This is a genomic window from Actinophytocola xanthii (genome assembly GCF_001921205.1).
GTDB classification, from domain to species: Bacteria; Actinomycetota; Actinomycetes; order Mycobacteriales; family Pseudonocardiaceae; genus Actinophytocola; species Actinophytocola xanthii.
In genome coordinates this window covers 204,107-224,238 of record NZ_MSIE01000004.1, presented here as the reverse complement: position 1 = coordinate 224,238, position 20,132 = coordinate 204,107, and the positions used below count along the sequence as shown (strand labels likewise).

Annotated in this window: 6 protein-coding genes; 3 read left to right on the top strand and 3 right to left on the bottom strand. The window is 73.6% G+C overall.

Going from position 1 to position 20,132, the window contains the following annotated elements; translation table 11 throughout:
- Window positions 1-34 precede the first annotated feature (34 nt).
- Genes BU204_RS04090 through BU204_RS04080 form a run of 3 tightly spaced genes read left to right on the top strand, consistent with a single transcriptional unit; the run spans window position 35 to window position 17,402 of the window.
- The gene (locus BU204_RS04090; RefSeq protein ID WP_075124159.1) at window positions 35-1,033 is read left to right on the top strand and encodes an iron-siderophore ABC transporter substrate-binding protein; all 999 of its coding nucleotides are present in this window, start codon (window positions 35-37) and stop codon (window positions 1,031-1,033) included.
- A complete protein-coding gene (locus tag BU204_RS04085) occupies window positions 1,033-17,196 on the top strand; it encodes a non-ribosomal peptide synthetase (RefSeq protein ID WP_075124158.1) in 16,164 nt (5,387 codons plus the stop codon). The genes BU204_RS04090 and BU204_RS04085 overlap by 1 nt, the downstream gene beginning before the upstream one ends.
- Window positions 17,193-17,402, top strand: coding sequence for an MbtH family protein (locus BU204_RS04080; protein WP_075124157.1), 210 nt, complete (start codon window positions 17,193-17,195; stop codon window positions 17,400-17,402). The genes BU204_RS04085 and BU204_RS04080 overlap by 4 nt, the downstream gene beginning before the upstream one ends.
- Before the next feature lie 3 nt (window positions 17,403-17,405).
- On the opposite strand, the gene tsaA is transcribed toward BU204_RS04080, so the two are convergent.
- The 3 genes from tsaA to BU204_RS04065 form a co-directional block, all read right to left on the bottom strand.
- Entirely contained in the window at window positions 17,406-17,810 is a 405-nt protein-coding gene (tsaA, locus tag BU204_RS04075) for a tRNA (N6-threonylcarbamoyladenosine(37)-N6)-methyltransferase TrmO (protein WP_075124156.1), read from the bottom strand.
- Window positions 17,811-17,878: 68 nt separating this feature from the next.
- Window positions 17,879-19,015 (bottom strand): alpha/beta hydrolase family protein, encoded by a 1,137-nt coding sequence (locus BU204_RS04070; protein WP_075124155.1) that lies wholly within the window; start codon window positions 19,013-19,015, stop codon window positions 17,879-17,881.
- Window positions 19,016-19,157: 142 nt separating this feature from the next.
- Entirely contained in the window at window positions 19,158-20,108 is a 951-nt protein-coding gene (locus BU204_RS04065; RefSeq protein ID WP_075124200.1) for a methionyl-tRNA formyltransferase, read from the bottom strand.
- Window positions 20,109-20,132: the final 24 nt, after the last annotated feature.

The following is a 20,132-nucleotide window of genomic DNA, read 5'->3' as shown; positions in this document are numbered from 1 at the left end:
TAAAGTTCCACCGGTGCGACCGATCGAGGGAGTCATGTCTCTGCTGCGCACGCTCTGTCCGCTCGTCCTGGTGCTGTTACTCGCCGGCTGCGGGGTGGACGAGGCCGCGAAGGACCCGTCGCCGAGCGGCAGTCGGACCGAGGAGGGCGCGGCGTTCCCGGTCTCGATCGAGCACAAGTACGGCAGCACCGAGATCACCGAGGAGCCGGCGAAGGTCGTCACGCTGGGACTGTCCGATCAGGACGCCGTGCTGGCACTGGGGGTCAAGCCGGTCGGTGCCGTGGACTGGTTCAAGGAGCGGCCCTACGGCCTCTGGCCGTGGACCAAGGACCTGTGGGGTGCGAACACCCCGGAGATCGTCGGCGAGCGGGACGACTTCAACCTGGAGAAGATCCTCGGCCTCCAGCCGGACCTGATCCTCGCGCTCTACTCGGGGATGACCCAGGAGCAGTACGACGAGCTGTCCAAGATCGCGCCGGTCGTCGGGCAGCCCAAGGACTTCGCGGACTACGGCGCCCCCTGGCAGGAGATGACCAGGATGACCGGGCGCGCGCTGGGCAAGGCCGACGAGGCCGAGCGGCTGATCGACGAGATCGACGGCAGGTTCGCGGCCGTGCGCGAGGAGCACCCGGACTGGGAGGGCAGGACGGTCGCCGTGGCCGACCCCTACCAGGCGGGCAAGTACGCGATCTTCCAGAAGACCGACCCGAAGGCGGCCTTCATGATTGAGATGGGCTTCGTGGTGCCGGACGCCATCAACGAGGCCGCCGGTGTGAGCAACGCCGCGGACGTCTCCAGCGAACGCGGCGACCTGATCGACACCGACCTGCTGCTGTTCCTGGCCGCCGACCCCACCGCCGAGGCACGGGTCAAGGCCGACCCCGTCTTCCAGGGCCTGGCGGTGGCCAAGGAGAACCGGGCCGTCTTCCTGCCCTACTCGGACCCGCCGATCGGCGCCGCACTGTCGTTCAACACCGTGCTGAGCATCCCCTACGCCATCGACGAGCTCGTGCCGCTGCTCGACCGGTCGTGATGGGGCTGCCGCTCACCGGCGCACAGGCCGGCGTCTGGTACGCACAGCAGATCGAGCCCGACACGACGGCGTTCAACATCGCCGCCTACATCGAGCTCCGGGGGCCGCTCGACCTCCACCGGCTCCGCTCCGCGGTCGAGGCCGCCCTGGCCGAGGCCGAGTGCCTGCACGTGCGGTTCGAGGTGCGCGAGGGCGCACCGGTACAGGTTCCCGTGCCACCGCGGGCGGTCCCGGTCGACGTCCTGGATCTGCGCGAGGAGCCCGACCCGGCCGCCGCGGCGATGGAGTGGATGCTCGCCGACCGAGCGCGGCCGATGGACCTGGCCGCCGGCCCTCTCCACCGGCACGCGCTCCTCCGGCTCGGCCCGGACCGCGTCTGGTGGTACCAGCGCTACCACCACATCGTGATCGACGCCGTCGGTATCGCCCTGCTCACCAAGCGGGTCGCCGCCGTCTGCACCGGCACCGTCCCGTCCGATGTGGACTGGGGGTTGGCGGGGCTGGTCGGGGCCGAGCAGGACTACCGCGCCGGCGAGCCCTACGCCGAGGACCGCGCCTGGTGGCTCGACCGCCTCGCGAACGGGACGGAGCCGGCGCGCCTGCTGGACGCCGCGACCGAGCCGCCCACCCGGATCGAGCGGCGCCGGGTCGTGCTCGACACCACCCGCGCGGCGGGAGTACGGGAGTTCGCGAAGCGCGCGGAGGTGCGGCCCTCCCGGGTGATGGTCGCCGCCGTCGCCGGCTACGTCTCGCGGACGACCGGCGCCGGCGAGGTCGTGCTCGGGCTGCCGATGACCGGGCGCGTCGACGCGGTCAGCCGGGGCGTGCCCGGCATGGCCTCGAACGTGCTGCCGCTGCACGTGCGTGCCTCGGCCAGGGAACCGTTGACCGCGCTGCTCGCCACCGTCGCCGGTGAGGTGCGCGAAGTCCTGCCGCACAGCCGTTTCCGCGCCGAGGAGCTGGCCCGCGAAGGCGGTGTGGGCGACGAGCAGGGACGGCTGGTCGGACCCACGGTGAACGTCGTCGGGTTCGCGGCCGACCTCGACTTCGGGTCCGCGACCGCGACCTACTGCGACGTGTGGCCAGGTCCGGTGACCGACCTCACGGTCAACGTCTTCGACCAGCCGGGCGGGACGACCTACCTCGACCTGATCGCGGACGCGAGCGTGTGCGGGCAGGCCGAGCTGGCCGTGCACGAGCAGGGCCTGCTCGCCGTCCTGGACGCTCTTGTGTCCACACCGGACATCACGCTCGGCGATGTCCAGCTCGTGCCGGCCGCCGAGCTGGCCAGGCTGGCCTCGTTCGGCGAGGACCCGCTCGAGGTCGACGAGGTGACCTGGCCCGAGGCGTTCGCCCGGCAGGTCCGCCGCACGCCGGACGCGGTGGCGCTGGTCTGCGAGTCGACCTCGCTGCGCTACGCGGAGCTGGACGCCGCGGCGAACCGGCTGGCGCACCTGCTGATCGCCAACGGCGTCGGGGCCGAGGACGTCGTGGCCGTCGCGCTGCCCCGGACACCGGACCTGGTCGTCGCGCTGCTCGCCGTGCTCAAGGCCGGTGCGGCGTACCTGCCGCTCGATCCGGACCACCCGGGCGACCGCCTGGCGTACATGGTGTCCGACGCGCGGGCCCGTCTCGTGCTCACCACCTCCGAGCTTGCCGGCGAGGTCCCCGGCCCCGCCCTGCTGCTCGACCGGGTCGACAGCTCCGCCCACCCGTCGTCCGACCCGCGTCGGCAGGTCCCGCTCGACGCGGCGGCGTACGTGATCTACACGTCCGGGTCCACCGGTCGCCCCAAGGGCGTCGTGGTCACCCACGAGGGGGTCGGCAGCCTGATCGCGACGGCGGTGCGACGTCTCGGGGTCTTTGCGTCGAGCCGGGTCGCCCAGTTCGCCTCGGTCGGTTTCGACGTGGCCGTCTGGGACCTGTGCATGTCGCTCGGCACCGGGGCACGGGTCGTGCTCGTGCCGGAGCAGCGCCGGGTCGCCGGTCCGGAGCTCACCGACTACCTGCGCGAGCACGGCGTCACACACATGATCCTGCCGCCGTCGCTGGTGGCCGCGCTGCCGCCGGCCTGCCGACTGCCCGACGGGGCCGTGCTGGTCGTCGGCACCGAGTCGGTACCGGCCGAGCTGGTCGCGCGCTGGACGCCGGCGCTGCGGGTCGTGGTGGCCTACGGGCTGACCGAGGCGACGGTGAACTCCACGCTCTGGCTCGCCGAGCCGGACTGGACCGGCCCGGTGCCGATCGGCGGGCCCGACCCGAACACCCGCCTGTACGTGCTGGACTCCTCGCTGCGCCGGGTGGGGGTGGGCGTGGTCGGCGAGCTGTACGTCGGCGGCCGCGGCCTGGCCAGGGGTTATCGCGGCCGGCACGCTCTGACCGCGCAGCGGTTCGTCGCCGACCCGTTCGGCCCGCCGGGCGCCCGGATGTACCGCACCGGTGACCGGGTGCGGTGGCGCACGGACGGCAACCTCGAGTTCCTCGGCCGCACCGACAGCCAGGTCAAGATCCGCGGCCACCGCGTCGAGCCCGGCGAGGTGGAGAGCGCGCTGCTGCGCCGGCCCGAGGTCGCGCAGGCGGCCGTACTGGCTCGACCAGACCAACGCGGTGGGCTGCGGCTGGTCGCGTACGTGACGGCCACCGACGGCTCCACGGTGGACCCGGCGGCGGTCCGCGCCCGGATCGCCGAGGAGCTGCCGGAGTACCTGGTACCCGCGGCGGTCGTCGCCGTGCCGGACCGGCTCCCGTTGACACCCAACGGAAAGCTCGACACCCGGGCACTACCCGAGCCGGACTGGGCGGCGCTGACCGGGGACGCCGCGCCGACCTCCGAGGCGGAGCGGGTGCTCGCCGAGGTCTTCGCCGAGGTGCTGGGGCTGCCCTCGGTCGGCGTGCTGGACAGCTTCTTCGAACTCGGTGGCGACAGCATTGTCGCGATCCAGCTCGTTGGCCGGGCTCGCGCGGCGGGTCTGGTGGTCACGCCGCGGGACGTGTTCCGCCACCGCACGGTCGCCGCCCTGGCCGCGGTCGCCGGGCGGCGCGACGGCGCACGGCCGGCGACGCACGACCTCGGCGTCGGGAGCGCGCCCCCGACGCCGATCATCCGGTGGCTGCGCGAGCTCGGCTCCCCGGTCGACGCGTTCCACCAGTCGGTCCTGCTGCGGGTACCAGCGGACCTGGACGGCGACCGGCTCGAGTCGGTGCTGCAACGGCTGGTGGACCACCACGACCTCCTCCGTGCCCGACTGGGTCCCGAGTGGACGCTCGAGATCCCCCCGGTGGGAACCGTGCCGGCGGCCGGGTTGGTCGAGCGGGGCGACACCGGCGCGGACCCGCTCGAGCAGACCCGGCTGGCCGCCGCCCGTCTCGCACCGCGCGAGGGACGGATGCTGCGCGCGGTGTGGTTCCCCACCGACCGACGGCTCCTGCTCGTCGCACACCACCTGGTCGTGGACGGCGTCTCGTGGCGGGTGATGCTCGAGGACCTGGCCGCGATCGCTGCCGGCCGGCCGCCCAGGCCCGTCCCGACCTCGTTCCGGACCTGGGCGGAGCGACTGGCCACCGTCGACCGGGCGGCGGAGCTCCCGCTGTGGCGGGAACAGCTCGCCGCCGACGTCCGTCCACTGGGGAACCGGGCGCTGGATCCCCGTACCGACACCGCGGCCACCGCCGCCACGCTCACGGTGACGCTGCCGCCCGAGCTCACCGTGCCGCTGCTGACCACCCGCCCGGCCGCGTACCACGGCTCGGTCAACGACATCCTCCTCGCCGGGCTGGCGACCGCGGTCATCCGGTGGCGCGGCGGCAGCGAGGCCCTGGTCGAGCTGGAGGGCCACGGGCGGGAGGAGCAGGTGGTGCCGGACACCGACCTGTCCCGCACCGTCGGCTGGTTCACCAGCACCTTCCCGGTCCGCCTGCGGCCGGTGGCCGGCGATCCGGACGGCACGGTCAAGGCCGTCAAGGAAGGGCTGCGTGCCCTGCCGGACAACGGGATCGGCTACGGCCTGGTCCGGGGGCGGATCGGCGCGCCGGCACCGGAGCTGCTGTTCAACTACCTCGGCCGGTTCGCCGCCGGGGACGGCGCCGACTGGGCGCCCGACCCCGCGGCTGACGTACTCGGCGCGGCGAAGGACCCGCGCATGCCGTTCGACCACCTGCTCGAGGTCGACGCGCTCGTCCGCGACGGGACCGACGGACCGGTCCTGACCGCGACGATCACCTGGCCCTCCGGGGCAATCGAGGAGGCGCAGGTGCGCCGGTTCGCGTCGCTGTGGCGCGAGTCCCTGCGGGAGCTGGCCACCGTCGAGGGCGGCGGACACACCCCGTCCGACTTCCCGCTGGTGCCGATGGACCAGGCGCAGGTCGACGAGCTCGGCTCGGGGGTCGCCGACGTGCTGCCGGCCGGACCGCTGCAGGAGGGCTTCTTCTTCCACGCCCAGTTCGACGAGCACGACAGCTACGTCGTCCAGCAGACCGTCGAGCTGCGCGGCGAGGTCGACCCGGCAGCGCTGCGCCGGGCCGTCCAGGCCGTCCTCGACCGGCACGCGCCGCTGCGGGCGTCGTTCCGCCAGCTCCCCGACGGCCGTACGGTCCAGGTGGTCGCCGAGCGCGTGGCGCTGCCCTGGCGCGAGGTCGGCGGCGAGGCGGAGCGGGTGGCCGCCGAGGAGCGTGCGGCGGGAGTCGACCTCGCGCGGCCGCCGATGCTGCGGGCCGCGCTGGTGCGCGGTACCGGGCGGAGCTGGCTGGTGCTCACCCTGCACCACATCGCCACCGACGGGTGGTCGGCACCGCTGACCGTGCACGAGGTCCTCGCCCACTACACACCCGGCGGCGAGCTCCCCCAGCTGCCGCCGGTCACCTCCTATCGCGAGTACCACGAGTGGCTCGCCACCCGCGACCACGAGCAGGCGCGCGAGGTATGGCGAGCCGCCTTGTCCGATGTGGAGGAGCCGACGCTGCTACCGGGCACGGCACCCGCCACTCGTCCCCGCCCGGCGCACCTCGAGCTCGTGCTCGCCGAGGACGTCACGGCCCGCCTGGCCACCCGCGCCCGGGAACGCGACCTCACGCTGAGCACCGTCGTCCAGGGCGCATGGGGTCTGCTGCTGGGCCGGCTGACCGGACGCCAGGACGTGGTGTTCGGCACAACGACGTCCGGGCGGTCCTCCGATGTAGACGGTGTGGCAGGCATGATCGGCCTGTTCGCCAACACCCTGCCGGTGCGCATGCGGTGGCGGCCGGACCAGCCGGTGGCCGACGCGCTGGCGGCCCTGCAGGACAGCCAGGCCGAGCTGCTCGCCCACGACACCGTGCGGCTGCCCGAGCTGCACCGGATGGCCGGCCTGCCCGAGCTGTTCGACACGCTCGTGGTGTTCGAGAACTACCCGGTCGACGCCCGCCGCACCGATCCCGCCGGGACGGTCGAGGTGGCCGGGGTGACCGGGTTCGGCACCGCGCACTACCCGCTCTCGCTGATCGTGCTGCCCGGCGCGCGCCTGCGGGTCCACCTCGAGTACGACAGCGCCCGACTGGGCGAGGCCGAGGTCGGGCGGATCCGCGACTGGCTCGAGCACGTGCTCACCGGGCTGGCCAGCGACCCCGACCGGCCGGTGGCCCACCTCGACACCTACCCGGCCGACCCGGTGCTGGCCGGCCCGGTGCTCGAGCCGGCGGGCGAGACGGTCCTCGACCTGTTCGACGCGCAGGTCGCCCGCACCCCGGACGCGGTCGCGGTGATCGGCGCCGAGCGGCTCACCTACCGCGAGCTGCGGGACTGGGCACGGGCCCTCGCCGCGGCGTTGCCGGCCCGTCCGGGCGAGGTCGTCGCGGTCTCGGTGCCGCGCTCGGTCGAGCTGGTCGTGGCACTGCTCGGCGTGCTCGAGGCGGGCGCGGTGTACCTGCCGGTGGATGTGGACTACCCGGCCGCGCGGCGCGAGCTGATGGTGGCCGACGCGGGTGCGGTGACCGTGCTCACCGGGCCCGACGTGCTGGCCGCCCGGGGCGGAACGCCCTCGCCGCGGCGGGCGCGGGTGGACCGGGACGGCGCCGCGTACCTGATCTTCACCTCCGGCTCCACCGGCCGGCCCAAGGGTGTCCCGGTCCCGCACCGGGCACTGGTCAACCTGCTCACCTGGCTGCACGCCGAGTTCGGCCTCGGCCAGCGGGACCGACTGCTGCACCAGGTCTCGGTGAGCTTCGACCCCTCCATGGCCGAGTTGCTCTGGCCGCTGACCGTCGGCGGGGCGGTCGTCGTCGCCCCTCCCGACGCCCACCGCGATCCCGCCGAACTGGTCGCCCTGATTCGGGAGCACGGGGTCACGACGCTGATGACCGTGGCGTCGATGCTGCCCGCACTCCTCGACGCCGGCGTGCACGCCTCGGGCCTGCGCCGCGTGTTCAGCGGCGGCGAGGCCATGACCGGCGCCGTGGCCCGGCGCTGGGCGGCCACGGACGTGGCGCTGTACAACGTCTACGGTCCCACCGAGACTACGGTCCTGGTTTCCTGGTGGGAGTCCGGGCACGACGAGGACCAGGACGGAACCGTCCCGATCGGACACCCGGTAGCCAACACACGCCTCCACGTGCTGGACGGCTACCTGCGGCCGGTGCCGGTGGGACTGCCCGGCGAGCTGTACGTCGCCGGCGCGCAGCTGGCCCACGGCTACCACGGCCGGCCGGACCTGACCGCCGAGCGGTTCGTCGCCGACCCGTTCGGGCCCTCCGGCGAGCGCATGTACCGCACCGGCGACCTGGTGCGGCGGCTGGCGAACGGTGCGCTGGAGTACGTGGGCCGGGTGGACCGCCAGGTCAAGATCCGGGGCAACCGGGTGGAGCTCGGTGAGGTCGAGGCCCGGCTGGCCGCCCAGCCCGGGGTCACCGCCGCCGCCGCGCTCGCCCGTACCGACGGTCCCGGCGCCACCCGGTTGGTCGGCTACGTGACCCCGGCGACCGTGGACGCCGAGGCGGTGCTGGCCGCACTGGCCGCGACCGTGCCGGCCCCGCTGGTTCCCGACGCGCTCGTCCGGCTGGAGGCCATGCCGCTCACCCGCAGCGGGAAGGTCGACCGTGCGGCGCTCCCCGCCCCCGAGACCGGGCGCGCTCCCGTCCGCGACCCGCGTGACGAGCGGGAGCGCCTGCTCTGCGAGATCTTCGCCGAGGTGCTCAAAGTGGAGCGGGTCGGCGCGGACGAGGATTTCTTCACCCTCGGCGGCGACAGCATCCTCTCGATCACGGTCTCCGGACGGGCACGCGCGGCCGGTGTGGACGTCGGCCCCAAGGACGTGTTCACCCATCGGACCCCGGCCGCGCTCGCCGCACTGGCCGCGACGGCGGACCCCACCGCGGTGACGCCGGTCGCCGAGGGCGACCGGGACGGGGTCGGCGACATTCCGCTGCTGCCGATCGTGCACCATCTGCGCGAGCGGGGCGGCCCGATCGACCGGTTCACCCTCCCGATGCTCCTGCGGACCCCCGCGGGGGCCAGCGAGGAACGGCTGACCGCGGTGCTGCGCGCGGTCGTGGAGCGGCACGACGGCCTGCGCCTCAAGCTGACCAGGATCGCGCCGGTGCTCTGGTCGCTGGAGGCCCTGCCCGCGGTGTCCGTCGAACTGCGCCGGGTGGACGTGCGCGGGCTCTCCCCCGACGAGCTGCGCACCACGATCGCCGAAGCCGCCGAGACCGCCGCCGGCGAGCTCGCGCCCGAGGACGGCACGATGCTCCGGTTCGTGTGGTTCGACGCGGGCGAGCACCCGGGCCGGCTGCTGGTCGCGGCCCACCACCTCGTCGTCGACGGGGTGTCCTGGCGCATCCTGTTCACCGACCTCGCGACGGCCTGGGCCGGCGCCGAGCTCGACCCGGTGCCGACCTCGCTGCGCCGCTTCGCCCGCGACGTCGCCGAGCAGGCGCAGGCACCGCACCGGCTCACCGAGCTGGCCCACTGGACCGAGACCCTCGCGCCCGGCGCCGACCTGGTTCCCGGCGCCCGGCCCGGGCTCGTCCGGGACACCCGCCGGCACGTCCTCGAGCTGTCCACAAAAGACACCGAGCCGCTGCTGCGCGGCGGTGAGCCGCAGGAGGTGTTGCTGACGGCACTGCGGCTGGCGGTGACCCGCTGGCGCGGCGAGGGCGACCTGCTCGTCGACGTCGAGCGGCACGGCCGCGAGGGCGAGGCCGACCTGTCCCGCACGGTCGGCTGGTTCACCAGCGTCCAGCCGGTGCGGCTCCGGTCCACAGCGGATCCCTTGGCACAGCTCGACCTCGTGCGCGAGGCGCTGCGGGCCGCGCCCGACAACGGCATCGGCTACGGCATGCTGCGCTACCTCAACGCGCAGGCCGCGCCGCTGCTCGCCCAGCTGCCCCCGGCGCAGGTGCTGTTCAACTACTTCGGCCGCTTCCCGACCGACCGCGAGGAGGACTGGGCGCCGGCGCCGGAGAGCGCCGCGCTCGAGCTCCTGCCCGACCAGGACATGGGGATGTCCCACGTCCTGCAGCTGGACACCGTCTGCGCGGACACCCCGTCCGGGCCGCGGCTGCGGGCGACCTGGACCTGGTCCGACGACCGGCTCGGCGAGCACGACGTGCGGGCGGTCGCCGACCACTGGTCGGCCGCCGTGCGCGAGCTGGCGGAGGCGGCCGGCCGGCTCAGCGCCGCGAAGCTGGCACTGGTCCGGCTCGACCAGGCGGCCGTGGACCGGGTCGTCGAGCTGGCCGGCGGCGCGGTCGAGGACATCTGGCCGCTCTCGCCGCTCCAGGAGGGCCTGTACTTCCACGCCAGCTACGACACCGCCGAGCTGGACGTCTACACCGCGCAGAGCGCGATGGACTTCGACCACCGGCTCGACCTGGCCAGGCTGCGCGCCGCGACCAGCGCGCTGCTGGCCCGCAACCCGAGCCTGCGCGCGGGTTTCCTCAGCGACGGGGTCCCCGCTCCGGTGCAGTACATCGCCGCGACCCCCGAGCTGCCGGTCGACGAGGTCGACCTGCGCGAGCTGCCCGTGGAGCGCGCACTCGAGCGCGCCGAGGAGCTGGCGGAGGCCGACCGGAGCCACCGGTTCGACCTGTCCCGCTCGCCGCTGTGCCGGATGACCGTGGTCCGCCTGCCCGAGGGCGACCGGCTACTGACCACGCACCACATGATCCTGTGGGACGGCTGGTCCGACGGCCGGTTCACCGACCAGCTGTTGTCGCTCTACGAACGCGGCGGCGACGCCACCGGGCTACCCACCCCGGGCAGCTACCGCGACTACCTCGCCTGGCTGTCCGAACAGGACAACGAGGCGGCCAGGACGGCCTGGCGGGAGGCACTGACCGGGTTGGCCGAGCCGACCCTGGTCGGCCGCGCCGACGTGGCCATGCGCCCGGCCATCCCCCGCCGCCACCACGTCGAGCTCGACGCGGCACCGCTGCGGGAGGCCGGCCGCGCGGCCGGGGTCACGCTCAACACGCTGCTCAACGCGGCATGGGCGATGACGTTGGCCGCGTCGACCGGGCGCGACGACGTCGTGTTCGGCACGACTGTCGCGGGGCGCCCGACCGAGGTGCCGAACGTGGAGAGCGCGATCGGCCTGTTCCTCAACACGGTGCCGGTGCGGGTCTCGCTCGACCCGCGGGAGACAGTGGCCGGGCTGCTGCGCCGCATCCAGGACCGGCGGACCGCGCTGATGCCGCACGAGTACCTGGGGCTGGGTGAGCTCCAGCAGCTGGCCGGCCACCCGGTGCTGTTCGACACGCTGTACGTACTGCAGAACTTCGTCGACGCCGAGGGGTTCGCCGCGCTCGGCGAGCGGCACGGCATCACCGCCGCCAGCGGCGCGGACGCCACCCACTACCCGCTCACGCTGGTGGTCACGCCCGGCCCGGCGCTGCGGGTGAAGCTCGAGTACCGGCCGGACGTGTTCGACGACGACACCGCGGCGGCCTACCTCACCCGCTTCACCGCGTTGCTCGACCGCCTCGTTGCCGACCCGGACGCCCCGGTCGGCCGGCTCGACCTGCTGCTGCCCGACGAGCACGCGGCGCTGACCGCCGAGTGGGACGCGATCCGGCACCCGGTGCCGGATCTGACCGTCGCCGACCTGCTGGCCGAACAGGCCGCCCGCTCGCCGGAGGCCACCGCGCTGGTCTTCGGCGAGCGGGCACTGACCTACGCCGAGCTGGACGGCAGGATCAACCGGCTCGCGCGGCTGCTGCTGGCCCGCGGCGCCGCACCGGAGACCGTCGTGGCGCTGGCCCTCCCGCGCTCGGCCGAGATGGTCGTCGCGCTGTTCGCCGTGCTCCGCACCGGTGCCGCGTACCTGCCGCTGGACCTGGACCACCCGGTGGAGCGGCTGCGCCTGATGGTCACCGACACCGCACCGGTATGCCTACTCTCGATGTCCACAGTGGATCCCGCACTGTCCTCGGGCGCCGTCCTGCTGGACGACCCGGCGGTGCTGGCCGAGCTGGACGCGCTGAGCCCGACGGAGGTCACCGACGCCGAACGGCCCGCCTTCGCGCACGGCCTGCCCGACCGGCTCGACCACCCCGCCTACGTGATCTACACGTCCGGGTCCACCGGCCGGCCCAAGGGCGTGGTCACCCCCTACCGGGGGCTGACCAACATGCAGCTCAACCACCGGGCGGAGATCTTCGGTCCCACCGTCGCGGCGGCCGGCCGGCGGCTGCGCATCGCCCACACCGTGTCCTTCGCCTTCGACATGTCCTGGGAGGAGCTGCTCTGGCTGGTCGAGGGCCACGAGGTGCACGTGTGCGACGAGGAGCTGCGCAGGGACGCGAGCGCGCTGGTCGCCTACTGCGCGGCGCACCGGGTCGACGTCGTCAACGTCACGCCGACCTACGCCCAGCTGCTGTTCGAGGAGGGCCTGCTCGACGGACACGTGCCGCCGCTGGTGCTGCTCGGCGGCGAGGCCGTGCCGGACGCCGTCTGGCGGCGGCTGCGCGAGACCGACGGCACCTACGGCTACAACCTGTACGGGCCAACCGAGTACACGATCAACACGCTCGGCGCCTCCACTGTGGACTCCGAGACGCCCACCGTCGGCCGGCCGATCTGGAACACCCGCGGCTACGTGCTGGACACCCGGCTGCGGCCGGTGCCGCCGGGCGCGCCCGGCGAGCTGTACATCGCCGGGATCGGCCTCGCCCGCGGCTATCACGACCGGCCAGGGCTGACCGCCGACCGGTTCGTCGCCGACCCGTACGGCGAGCCCGGCTCACGCATGTACCGCACCGGTGACCTGGTCCGCCGGCGGCGGGACGGGAACCTGGACTTCCTCGGCCGCACCGACGACCAGGTGAAGATCCGCGGGTACCGGGTGGAGCTCGGCGAGATCGAGGCCGTGCTGGCGGGCCACCCCGACCTCACGCAGGCGGCCGTCGTCGCGGTCGACGCCGGTCCGGCCCGGCGACTGGTCGGCTACGTCGTCCCCGGCGGCGCCCCGAGCGCCGAAGGGCTGCGGGAGTACCTGCGGGAGCGGCTGCCCGACTACATGGTGCCGGCGGCGATCGTCCCGGTGGACCACCTGCCGCTCACCGTCAACGGCAAGCTCGACGTCAAGGCACTGCCCCAGCCCGAGCTCACCGCCGCTACGGGGCGAGCGCCGGCCACCGCGACCGAGCGGACCCTGTGCGCGTTGTTCGCCGAGGTGCTCGGCCTGCCCGAGGTGGGCGTCGACGACGGGTTCTTCGACCTGGGCGGGCACTCGCTGCTGGCCACCAGGCTGGCCAGCCGGGCGCGGGCGGCGCTGCGGGTCGACCTCGCGATCCGCGACCTGTTCGAGGCGCCTACGGTGGCCGAGCTGGCCAGACGGGTGGAGGGCGCCGGCGCCGGCGCCCGGCCGCCGCTGGTCGTCGCGCCGCGTCCGGAGCGGGTCCCGCTCTCCCACGCCCAGCAGCGGCTGTGGGTCATCCAGCAGCTGGAGGGCGTCTCGGCGGCGTACAACTTCCCGCTGGTGTTCCGCCTCCGCGGCACGCTGGACGTGGCCGCGTGGCGGGCCGCACTCGACGACGTCGCCGCCAGGCACGAGGCGTTGCGCACGGTCTTCCGCGAGCACGACGGCCGGCCCGAACAGCTGGTGGTGGCGGACGCGGAGGTGCCGGTCGAGTTGGTCGAGGTCGGCGAGGAGGAGGTGCCGGCCGTGGTCGAGGCGGCCGTCGCCCGCCCGTTCGACCTGGCCACCGAGCTGCCGCTGCGGGTGACGCTCGCCCGGGTCGCCGAGGACGACCACGTGGTCGTGGTCCTGCTACACCACATCACCACCGACGAGTGGTCCGACCGCCCGTTCCTGCGTGACCTGGCCACCGCCTACCGCGCCCGGCTCGCCGGCGCGGCGCCGGACTGGGAGCCTCTGCCGGTGCAGTACGCCGACTACACGCTCTGGCAGCGCCGCCTGCTCGGCGACGGGTCCGACCCGGACACCCTCGCCGGCCGCCAGCTCGCGTTCTGGGAGCGCACGCTGGCCGGGTCGCCCGAGGAGCTGGAGCTGCCGACGGACCGGCCCCGCCCGGCCCGGCCGTCCTTCCGCGGCGGCGAGGAGAACCTCGTACTGCCGGACGAGGTCGGCGCGGGCCTGCGTGCGCTGGCGGCGCGGACTGGCGCGAGCACGTTCATGCTCCTGCACGCCGCGGTCGCGGCACTGCTGTACCGCACCGGCGCGGGCGCCGACCTCCCGCTCGGCGCACCGATCGCCGGCCGTGGCGACGCCGCGCTGGACGAGCTGGTCGGGTTCTTCGTGAACACGCTGGTTCTGCGCACCAGCGTGTCGGGCACGACCTCGTTCGCCGAGCTGGTGGGGCAGGTGAAGGAGACCGACCTGGCCGCGTTCTCCAACGCCGACGTGCCGTTCGAGTCGGTCGTGGAGCGGATGAACCCCACTCGCTCCCTGTCCCGCAACCCGCTGTTCCAGGTGATGGTGGGCTACCACAACGTGGCCTGGGACGTCCCGGAGCTCGGCGGGCTCACGCTCGAGCCGGTGACGCTCGCCGGCACGACCGCCAAGTTCGACCTCGTGTTCAGCTTCGCCGAGCACGCGTCGAGCGGGCGGATCGAGTGCCGGCTGGAGTACGCGACCGACCTGTTCGACGCCGACACCGTTGCCGACCTCGGTGGCCGGCTGCAGCGGCTGCTCGCCGCCGTCGTCACCGACCCGGCCGCCCCGCTGTCCGACGTGGACCTGCGCACGGACACCGAGCGCCACCACGTGGTCGAGGGCTTCAACGTCACCGACCGTGCGGTGCCGGCCCTGACAATGCCGGAGCTGTTCGCCGGCGTGGTCGCGGTCAAACCGGACGCGGAGGCCGTCGTGGACGGCCGCACCACGTGGACCTACGCCGAGCTCGACGAGCGGTCCAACCGGATCGCACACCTGCTGCACCGCCACGGCGTCGGAGCCGAGGACGTGGTCGGCCTGGCGATGCCGCGCACGGCGGACATGGTCGCCGCGGTCCTGGCGGTGGTGAAGCTCGGTGCGGCCTACCTGCCGCTGGACCTCAGCCACCCGGCCGACAGGCTCGCCTTCATGCTCGACGACGCCCGCGCCCGCCTGGTCCTGACGACCGAGACGGTGACCGGCAAGGTGCCGGACACCGACGCGGCCAGGGTCCTGCTCGACGCGCCGGACGTGAGCGCCTCCCTCCGGTCCGCGCCGGCGTCACCCCCGGAAAACAGACCGTTTGGTTTGGATTCGGCGGCATACGTCATCTACACGTCCGGATCGACGGGCCGCCCCAAGGGCGTCGTGGTGCCGCACGACGGCATCGCCTCCCTTGCCGCGACGGCCGTGGACCGCATGCGGCTGCGGGAGGACAGCCGGGTCCTGCAGTACGCCTCGGTCGGCTTCGACGTCGCCGTGTTCGAGCTGACGATGGCACTGTGCGTGGGCGGGACGCTGGTTCTGGCCCCGGAGGAGGTCCGCACGGCCGGCCGTGAGCTGACCGATTTCCTCGCCCGCGAGCGGATCACGCACATGATCCTGCCGCCTTCGCTGGTGTCGGCACTCCCCGACGACTGCGTGCTGCCGGCCGACGCGACGGTCCTGGTCGGCACCGAGACCGTCCCACCGGACCTGGTCGGGCGTTGGGCCGGCCGGCTCAACGTGCTCGCCGCGTACGGGCTGACCGAGGCAACGGTCAACTCCACGCTCTGGTCGGCCGACCCGTCGTGGCGGGGCGCCGTCCCGATCGGCGTGCCCGACCCGAACACGCGGGTGTACGTGCTCGACGAGCGGCTGCGGCCGGTGCCGCCGGGAGTCATCGGTGAGCTGTACGTGGCCGGACGCGGCCTCGCCCGCGGCTACCTCGGTCGCCGGGGGCTGACCGCGCAACGGTTCGTCGCCTGCCCCTTCGGGCAGCCCGGGAGCCGGATGTACCGCACCGGCGACCGCGCGCGGTGGCGCCGCGACGGCGTGCTCGACTTCTTCGGCCGGGTGGACGACCAGGTGAAGATCCGCGGCTTCCGGATCGAGCTGGGCGAGATCGAGGCGACGATGGCCCGGCACCCCTCGGTCCGGCAATCGGCCGTGCTCGTCGACCGGTCGACCTTGGTCGCCCGCCTGGTCGGGTATGCGGTGCCGGCCGAGGATGCGGTGGACCCGGTGGAGCTGCGGAGCTACCTCGCGGAGTTCCTGCCCGAGCACATGGTGCCGGCCGCGATCGTGCCGTTGGAGCACACGCTTCCGTTGACCCCCAACGGGAAGCTGGATCGGGCCGCGCTCCCCGAGGTGGACTGGTCCGCCCTGACCGGCGCCGAGCGGCCGACCACGCCGACAGAGCACCGGCTGGCGGCGCTGTTCGCCGAGGTGCTGGAGCTGCCCCAGGTCGGCGTACACGACAACTTCTTCGGCCTCGGCGGTCACTCGATGGCCGCGATGCGCCTGTGCGGCCGGGTCCGCACGGCGTTCGACGTGGACCTGACGATCCGGGACGTCTTCGACGCGCCGACGGTCGCCACGCTCGCCGAACGGCTCGGCGACGCCGAGGCGGCACGTCCCGTGCTGGCCCCGCGAGCGGACGACGGCCCCGTCCGGCTGGCTCCCGTGCAGCGCAACCAGCTGGGGCACACAACGGCCGACCACGCCTTCGCCCTTCGCTGGTCCGATGTGGACGTCGAGGCGCTCGCAGCGGCAGTGCGGGACGTGGTGGAGCGGCACGAGCCGCTGCGCACGACCGTCGGGGAGCAGCTGACCCCGACCGACCCGCCGACGCTCGAGATCCTCGCCTCGGGGGAGGTGGCCGAGCTCGTCGCCGAGCCGATGGACCCGGCGGTGTCACCGCCGCTGCGCGCCCGCTGGCTGGCCGACTCCACCACCCTCCTGCTGACCATGCACTACGCCGGTGTCGACGAGTGGTCGGTGGTGCCGCTGCTGCGGGACCTGACCCAGGCCTACGAGGCCCGCCGGGCCGGCGACGCTCCCGTGTGGACGCCGCTGCCGGTCGGGTACGCCGACTACGCGGCCTGGTCCCGCGAGGTGCTGGCAGCGGTCGCGGACGACCAGGCCAGGTACTGGCGCGAGCGGCTGGCCGACCTGCCCCTGCTGTCGCTGCCCACCGACCGCGACCCGGTCCTCCCCGGCGACGCCGCCGGCACCGTGCCGCTGGTGCTCGACGAACGCCTGCACCACGGGATCGACGCGCTGGCGACGGCGTCGGGCACCAGCATGTTCATGGTGCTGCAGGCGGCGCTGGCCACGCTGCTGACCCGCCACGGCGCCGGTACCGACCTGCCGATCGGGACGCTGGTCGCCGGCCGGGCCGAGGACGCGCTGGCCCCCCTTGTCGGCTGCCTGTTCAACACGGTCGTGCTGCGCACCGACACCTCGGGCGATCCGGACTTCCCCGAGCTGCTGGCCAGGATCCGCGAGACGACCCTGGACGCCCTGGCCCACCAGGACATCCCGCTCGCCGACCTGCTCGACGCCCCGCCGCAGGTGATGCTGGTCCACCACGAGCAGGCGGACCTGCCGGCGTTGGCCGGTGGGAGCGCCGTGCCGACGGGCACGACGCGCTCCGACCTCACCCTGTCGTTCTACGAGCCGGTGGCCGACGGGCCGGTCCACTGCTACCTGCACTACCGAACCGGCCTGTTCACCCCGGCCAGGGCCCAGGCCCTGCTCCGGGAACTGCACGCGATCCTGGTCGACGCCACCACCACGCGGAAGGACCCCACATGACCAATCCGTTCGAGGACCCGGAAGGCACCTTCCACGTCCTGGTCAACGACGAGGAGCAGCACTCCCTGTGGCCTTCGTTCGCCCAGGTGCCCGCCGGTTGGCGCAGCGTCCACGGCCCGGCCGGCCGGGAGTCCTGCCTCGCCTACGTCGAGGAGCACTGGACCGACCTGCGGCCGAGGTCGCTGCGCGAGCGGATGTCCTCCTGACGCTCAGCGTTCCTCGCCCAGGACCGGCTTCACGTCGAGGATCGGGGTGCCGTCGAGGGCTTCCAGGTTCCTGACCAGGGCACGGGTTCCCTCCACCGCGACGAGGTGGACCCGGTGCAGGCCGATGGGGTTGGGCCGGTCGGAGGAGCGGGTGGAGAACACGCCGGTCTCCGGCCGGGAGCTGTCGTCGCGGGGGTGCACGGCCAGCACGTCCCGGCTGGCCCGGTCCAGCCAGGTCAGCACGAGCACCTCCTGGCCCGCGGCCAGCTCGCGCATGGCGCGGGCGTAGCGCTGGTGGAAGACGATCCACGCGTTCGGCGCGCCCTCGTCGCCCTGACGGGGCGCCATGCCCCGGTCGACGAGCGTGGACTCGACCCACCCGACCGGCCGTAGCACGATCTCCTGCACTCGCCCTCCCTCCGACAGGGTTGGGCAGCCTAACAGGCCACCCAACCCCATCACCCCCTGGCGAGAGCTCAGCCGACGACCGTGATCTCCGGGTAGCAGCGCGAGGGCCCGGCCATCAGCGGCTGCGGCCTGCCGCGCAGGTGCAGGTCGAGGAAGGCCCGGACGTAGGCCCGGGTGATGTCCGACGCGCGGTACGGGTCGATGGTCGCCCCGATGTCGACGCCGAAGGGATCGGCGAACATGCCGAGGTCGGTGAACGACGCGTGCGCGGTGCCGGTCGCCATGACCCAGCGCTTCCAGCCGGTCAACCGCTGCCAGTCGCGCTCCCAGTCGTCGTAGGGGCCGGGAGCACCGGGCGTGTAGTGGTCCATGGTGCCCATGAACATGAACGGCCGGGAGAGTCCGGGCTCGACGAGCGGGACGTGGACGCTGCCGTCGATGTTGATCCCTGCCCTGATGCGGGGTTCGGCGACCATGGCCTGACTCGTGCTCGCGCCGCCCGCCGAGTGACCCGCCATGGCGATCCGCGACCGGTCGATCAGCCGCGCGCCACGCCAGGCGGGATGCGCGCCGGTCAGCTCGTCGAGGACGAACGACACGTCGGCCGCCCGACCGGGCACCAGCTTCTGCCAGAACCCGTCGAGGTGGTCGAACTCGCAGGCGGCGCAGGCGGCCACCCGGCCACCGGGGAACTCGGTTGCCCGGTTCTCGTAGGTGTGGTCCACCACCGCGACCACGTACCCGTGGCTCGCCAGGTCCTCGGCCAGCGAGCTGAGCGTGGCGCGGGAGTTGGTGAAGCCCGGCGAGAGCACGACCAACGGCAGGCTGTGCTCCCGAGCCGCCGGCCGGGCATCGACGACCGCGTTCGTCTCGACCGTGCTCAGCGCGTCCAGCGGCACCCCGGGGAACTGCTGCGACTCGAGGTAGATCCGTGACTCCTCCGAGGTCATGTACTGCTTGCGCGGCCCGTTGGACGTGGTCGCCGGGTAGAAGACGGTGACCATCAGCTCCCTGCTGTCCTCGGTGGGCACCCACGGATCGGGTCGGGACGTGTCGTCCAGGTGCAGGGAGGTGGCGCCCACCGGATGCCGTCCGGTGGGCGCGGGCAGGGACAGCGCCGGTGCGGGCGGATCCGGCTCCGCGACCGCCGCTGGTGCGGCGGACAGGGCCAGGACGAGTGCGGTGACGAGTGCGACGCCGCGCATGAGGCTCCTTTCGTCGGGGACCATCGCGGCATACCGCGACCGTCTTAAAGTACTAGACTACTAGTATCTTAAGACACCCGATGAGCAGAAGCAAACATCGAAGCCCAAGGCTCCGACCGCCGGGGCGGCCGGAGGAGCGGAGCTACGCGGTGGGCCGGGAGGTCAGGTACCCGCCCATCGTCCGGAAGTAGTCGTTGGCGGCGAGCTCGGTGCCGTCGTCGAGGCGGACCCGGCGGACCAGCAGCGCGTGGTTGCGCCCGAACCGGGCATCCGCGCCGGCCACGATCGCCACCCCGTCGCCCTCCTTGATGAAGATGCGACCAGGGGTGCCGCCGTAGCGCCCCTGCGACACCGCCGCGGAGACCACCCGCAGGCGGGTGCCCCGGTGGTAGCAGAAGGCGTTCGGGTACGGGTCGGACTGGGCCCGCACCAGGCGCTCGAGGTGCTCGGCAGGCCAGGAGAAGTCCATCCGACTGTCCTCGATGGAGCGCTTGTGGAAGAAGCTCGCCCGGGATGCGTCCTGGGGGACGAAGTCGCGCCGGCCGGAGGCGATCAGCTCCAGGGAGTCGGCCACGATGGGACCGATCAGGTCGACGGTGCGGTGGAAGAGGTCCGTCGCGGTGTCGGTCGGACCGACCGGCACCGAGCGCTGCAGGACGATGTCGCCGGCGTCGAGGGTCTCGTTCATCATGTGCGCCGTCACGCCGACCTCGGACTCACCGTTGATCAGCGCCCAGATGACCGGCGCGAAGCCGGCATAGGCGGGCAGCAGCGAGTCGTGGACGTTCAGCGTCCCGTACCGGGGTAGGTCGAAGATGTCCGGCGGGATCCAGGTGCGCCAGTTGTTGGCCACGATGAGGTCGGGGTCGACCTCCTTCAGCGCCCGCACCACGTCCTCGTCCGGCCGGTTGCGCAGGATCACCGGAACCCCGTTGGCCTCGGCCAGCTCCGCTACCGAGTCGCTCCAGATCGACTCGTACGCGTGATCCGACGCCGGGTGCGTCACCGCCAGGGCCACCTCGTGCCCCGAGGCGAGCAACGCCTCGAGGGTGCGATACCCCCAGGTCTGGTACCCGAACAGGACCACGCGCATGACCACTCCCTCCGTTGCGGACCG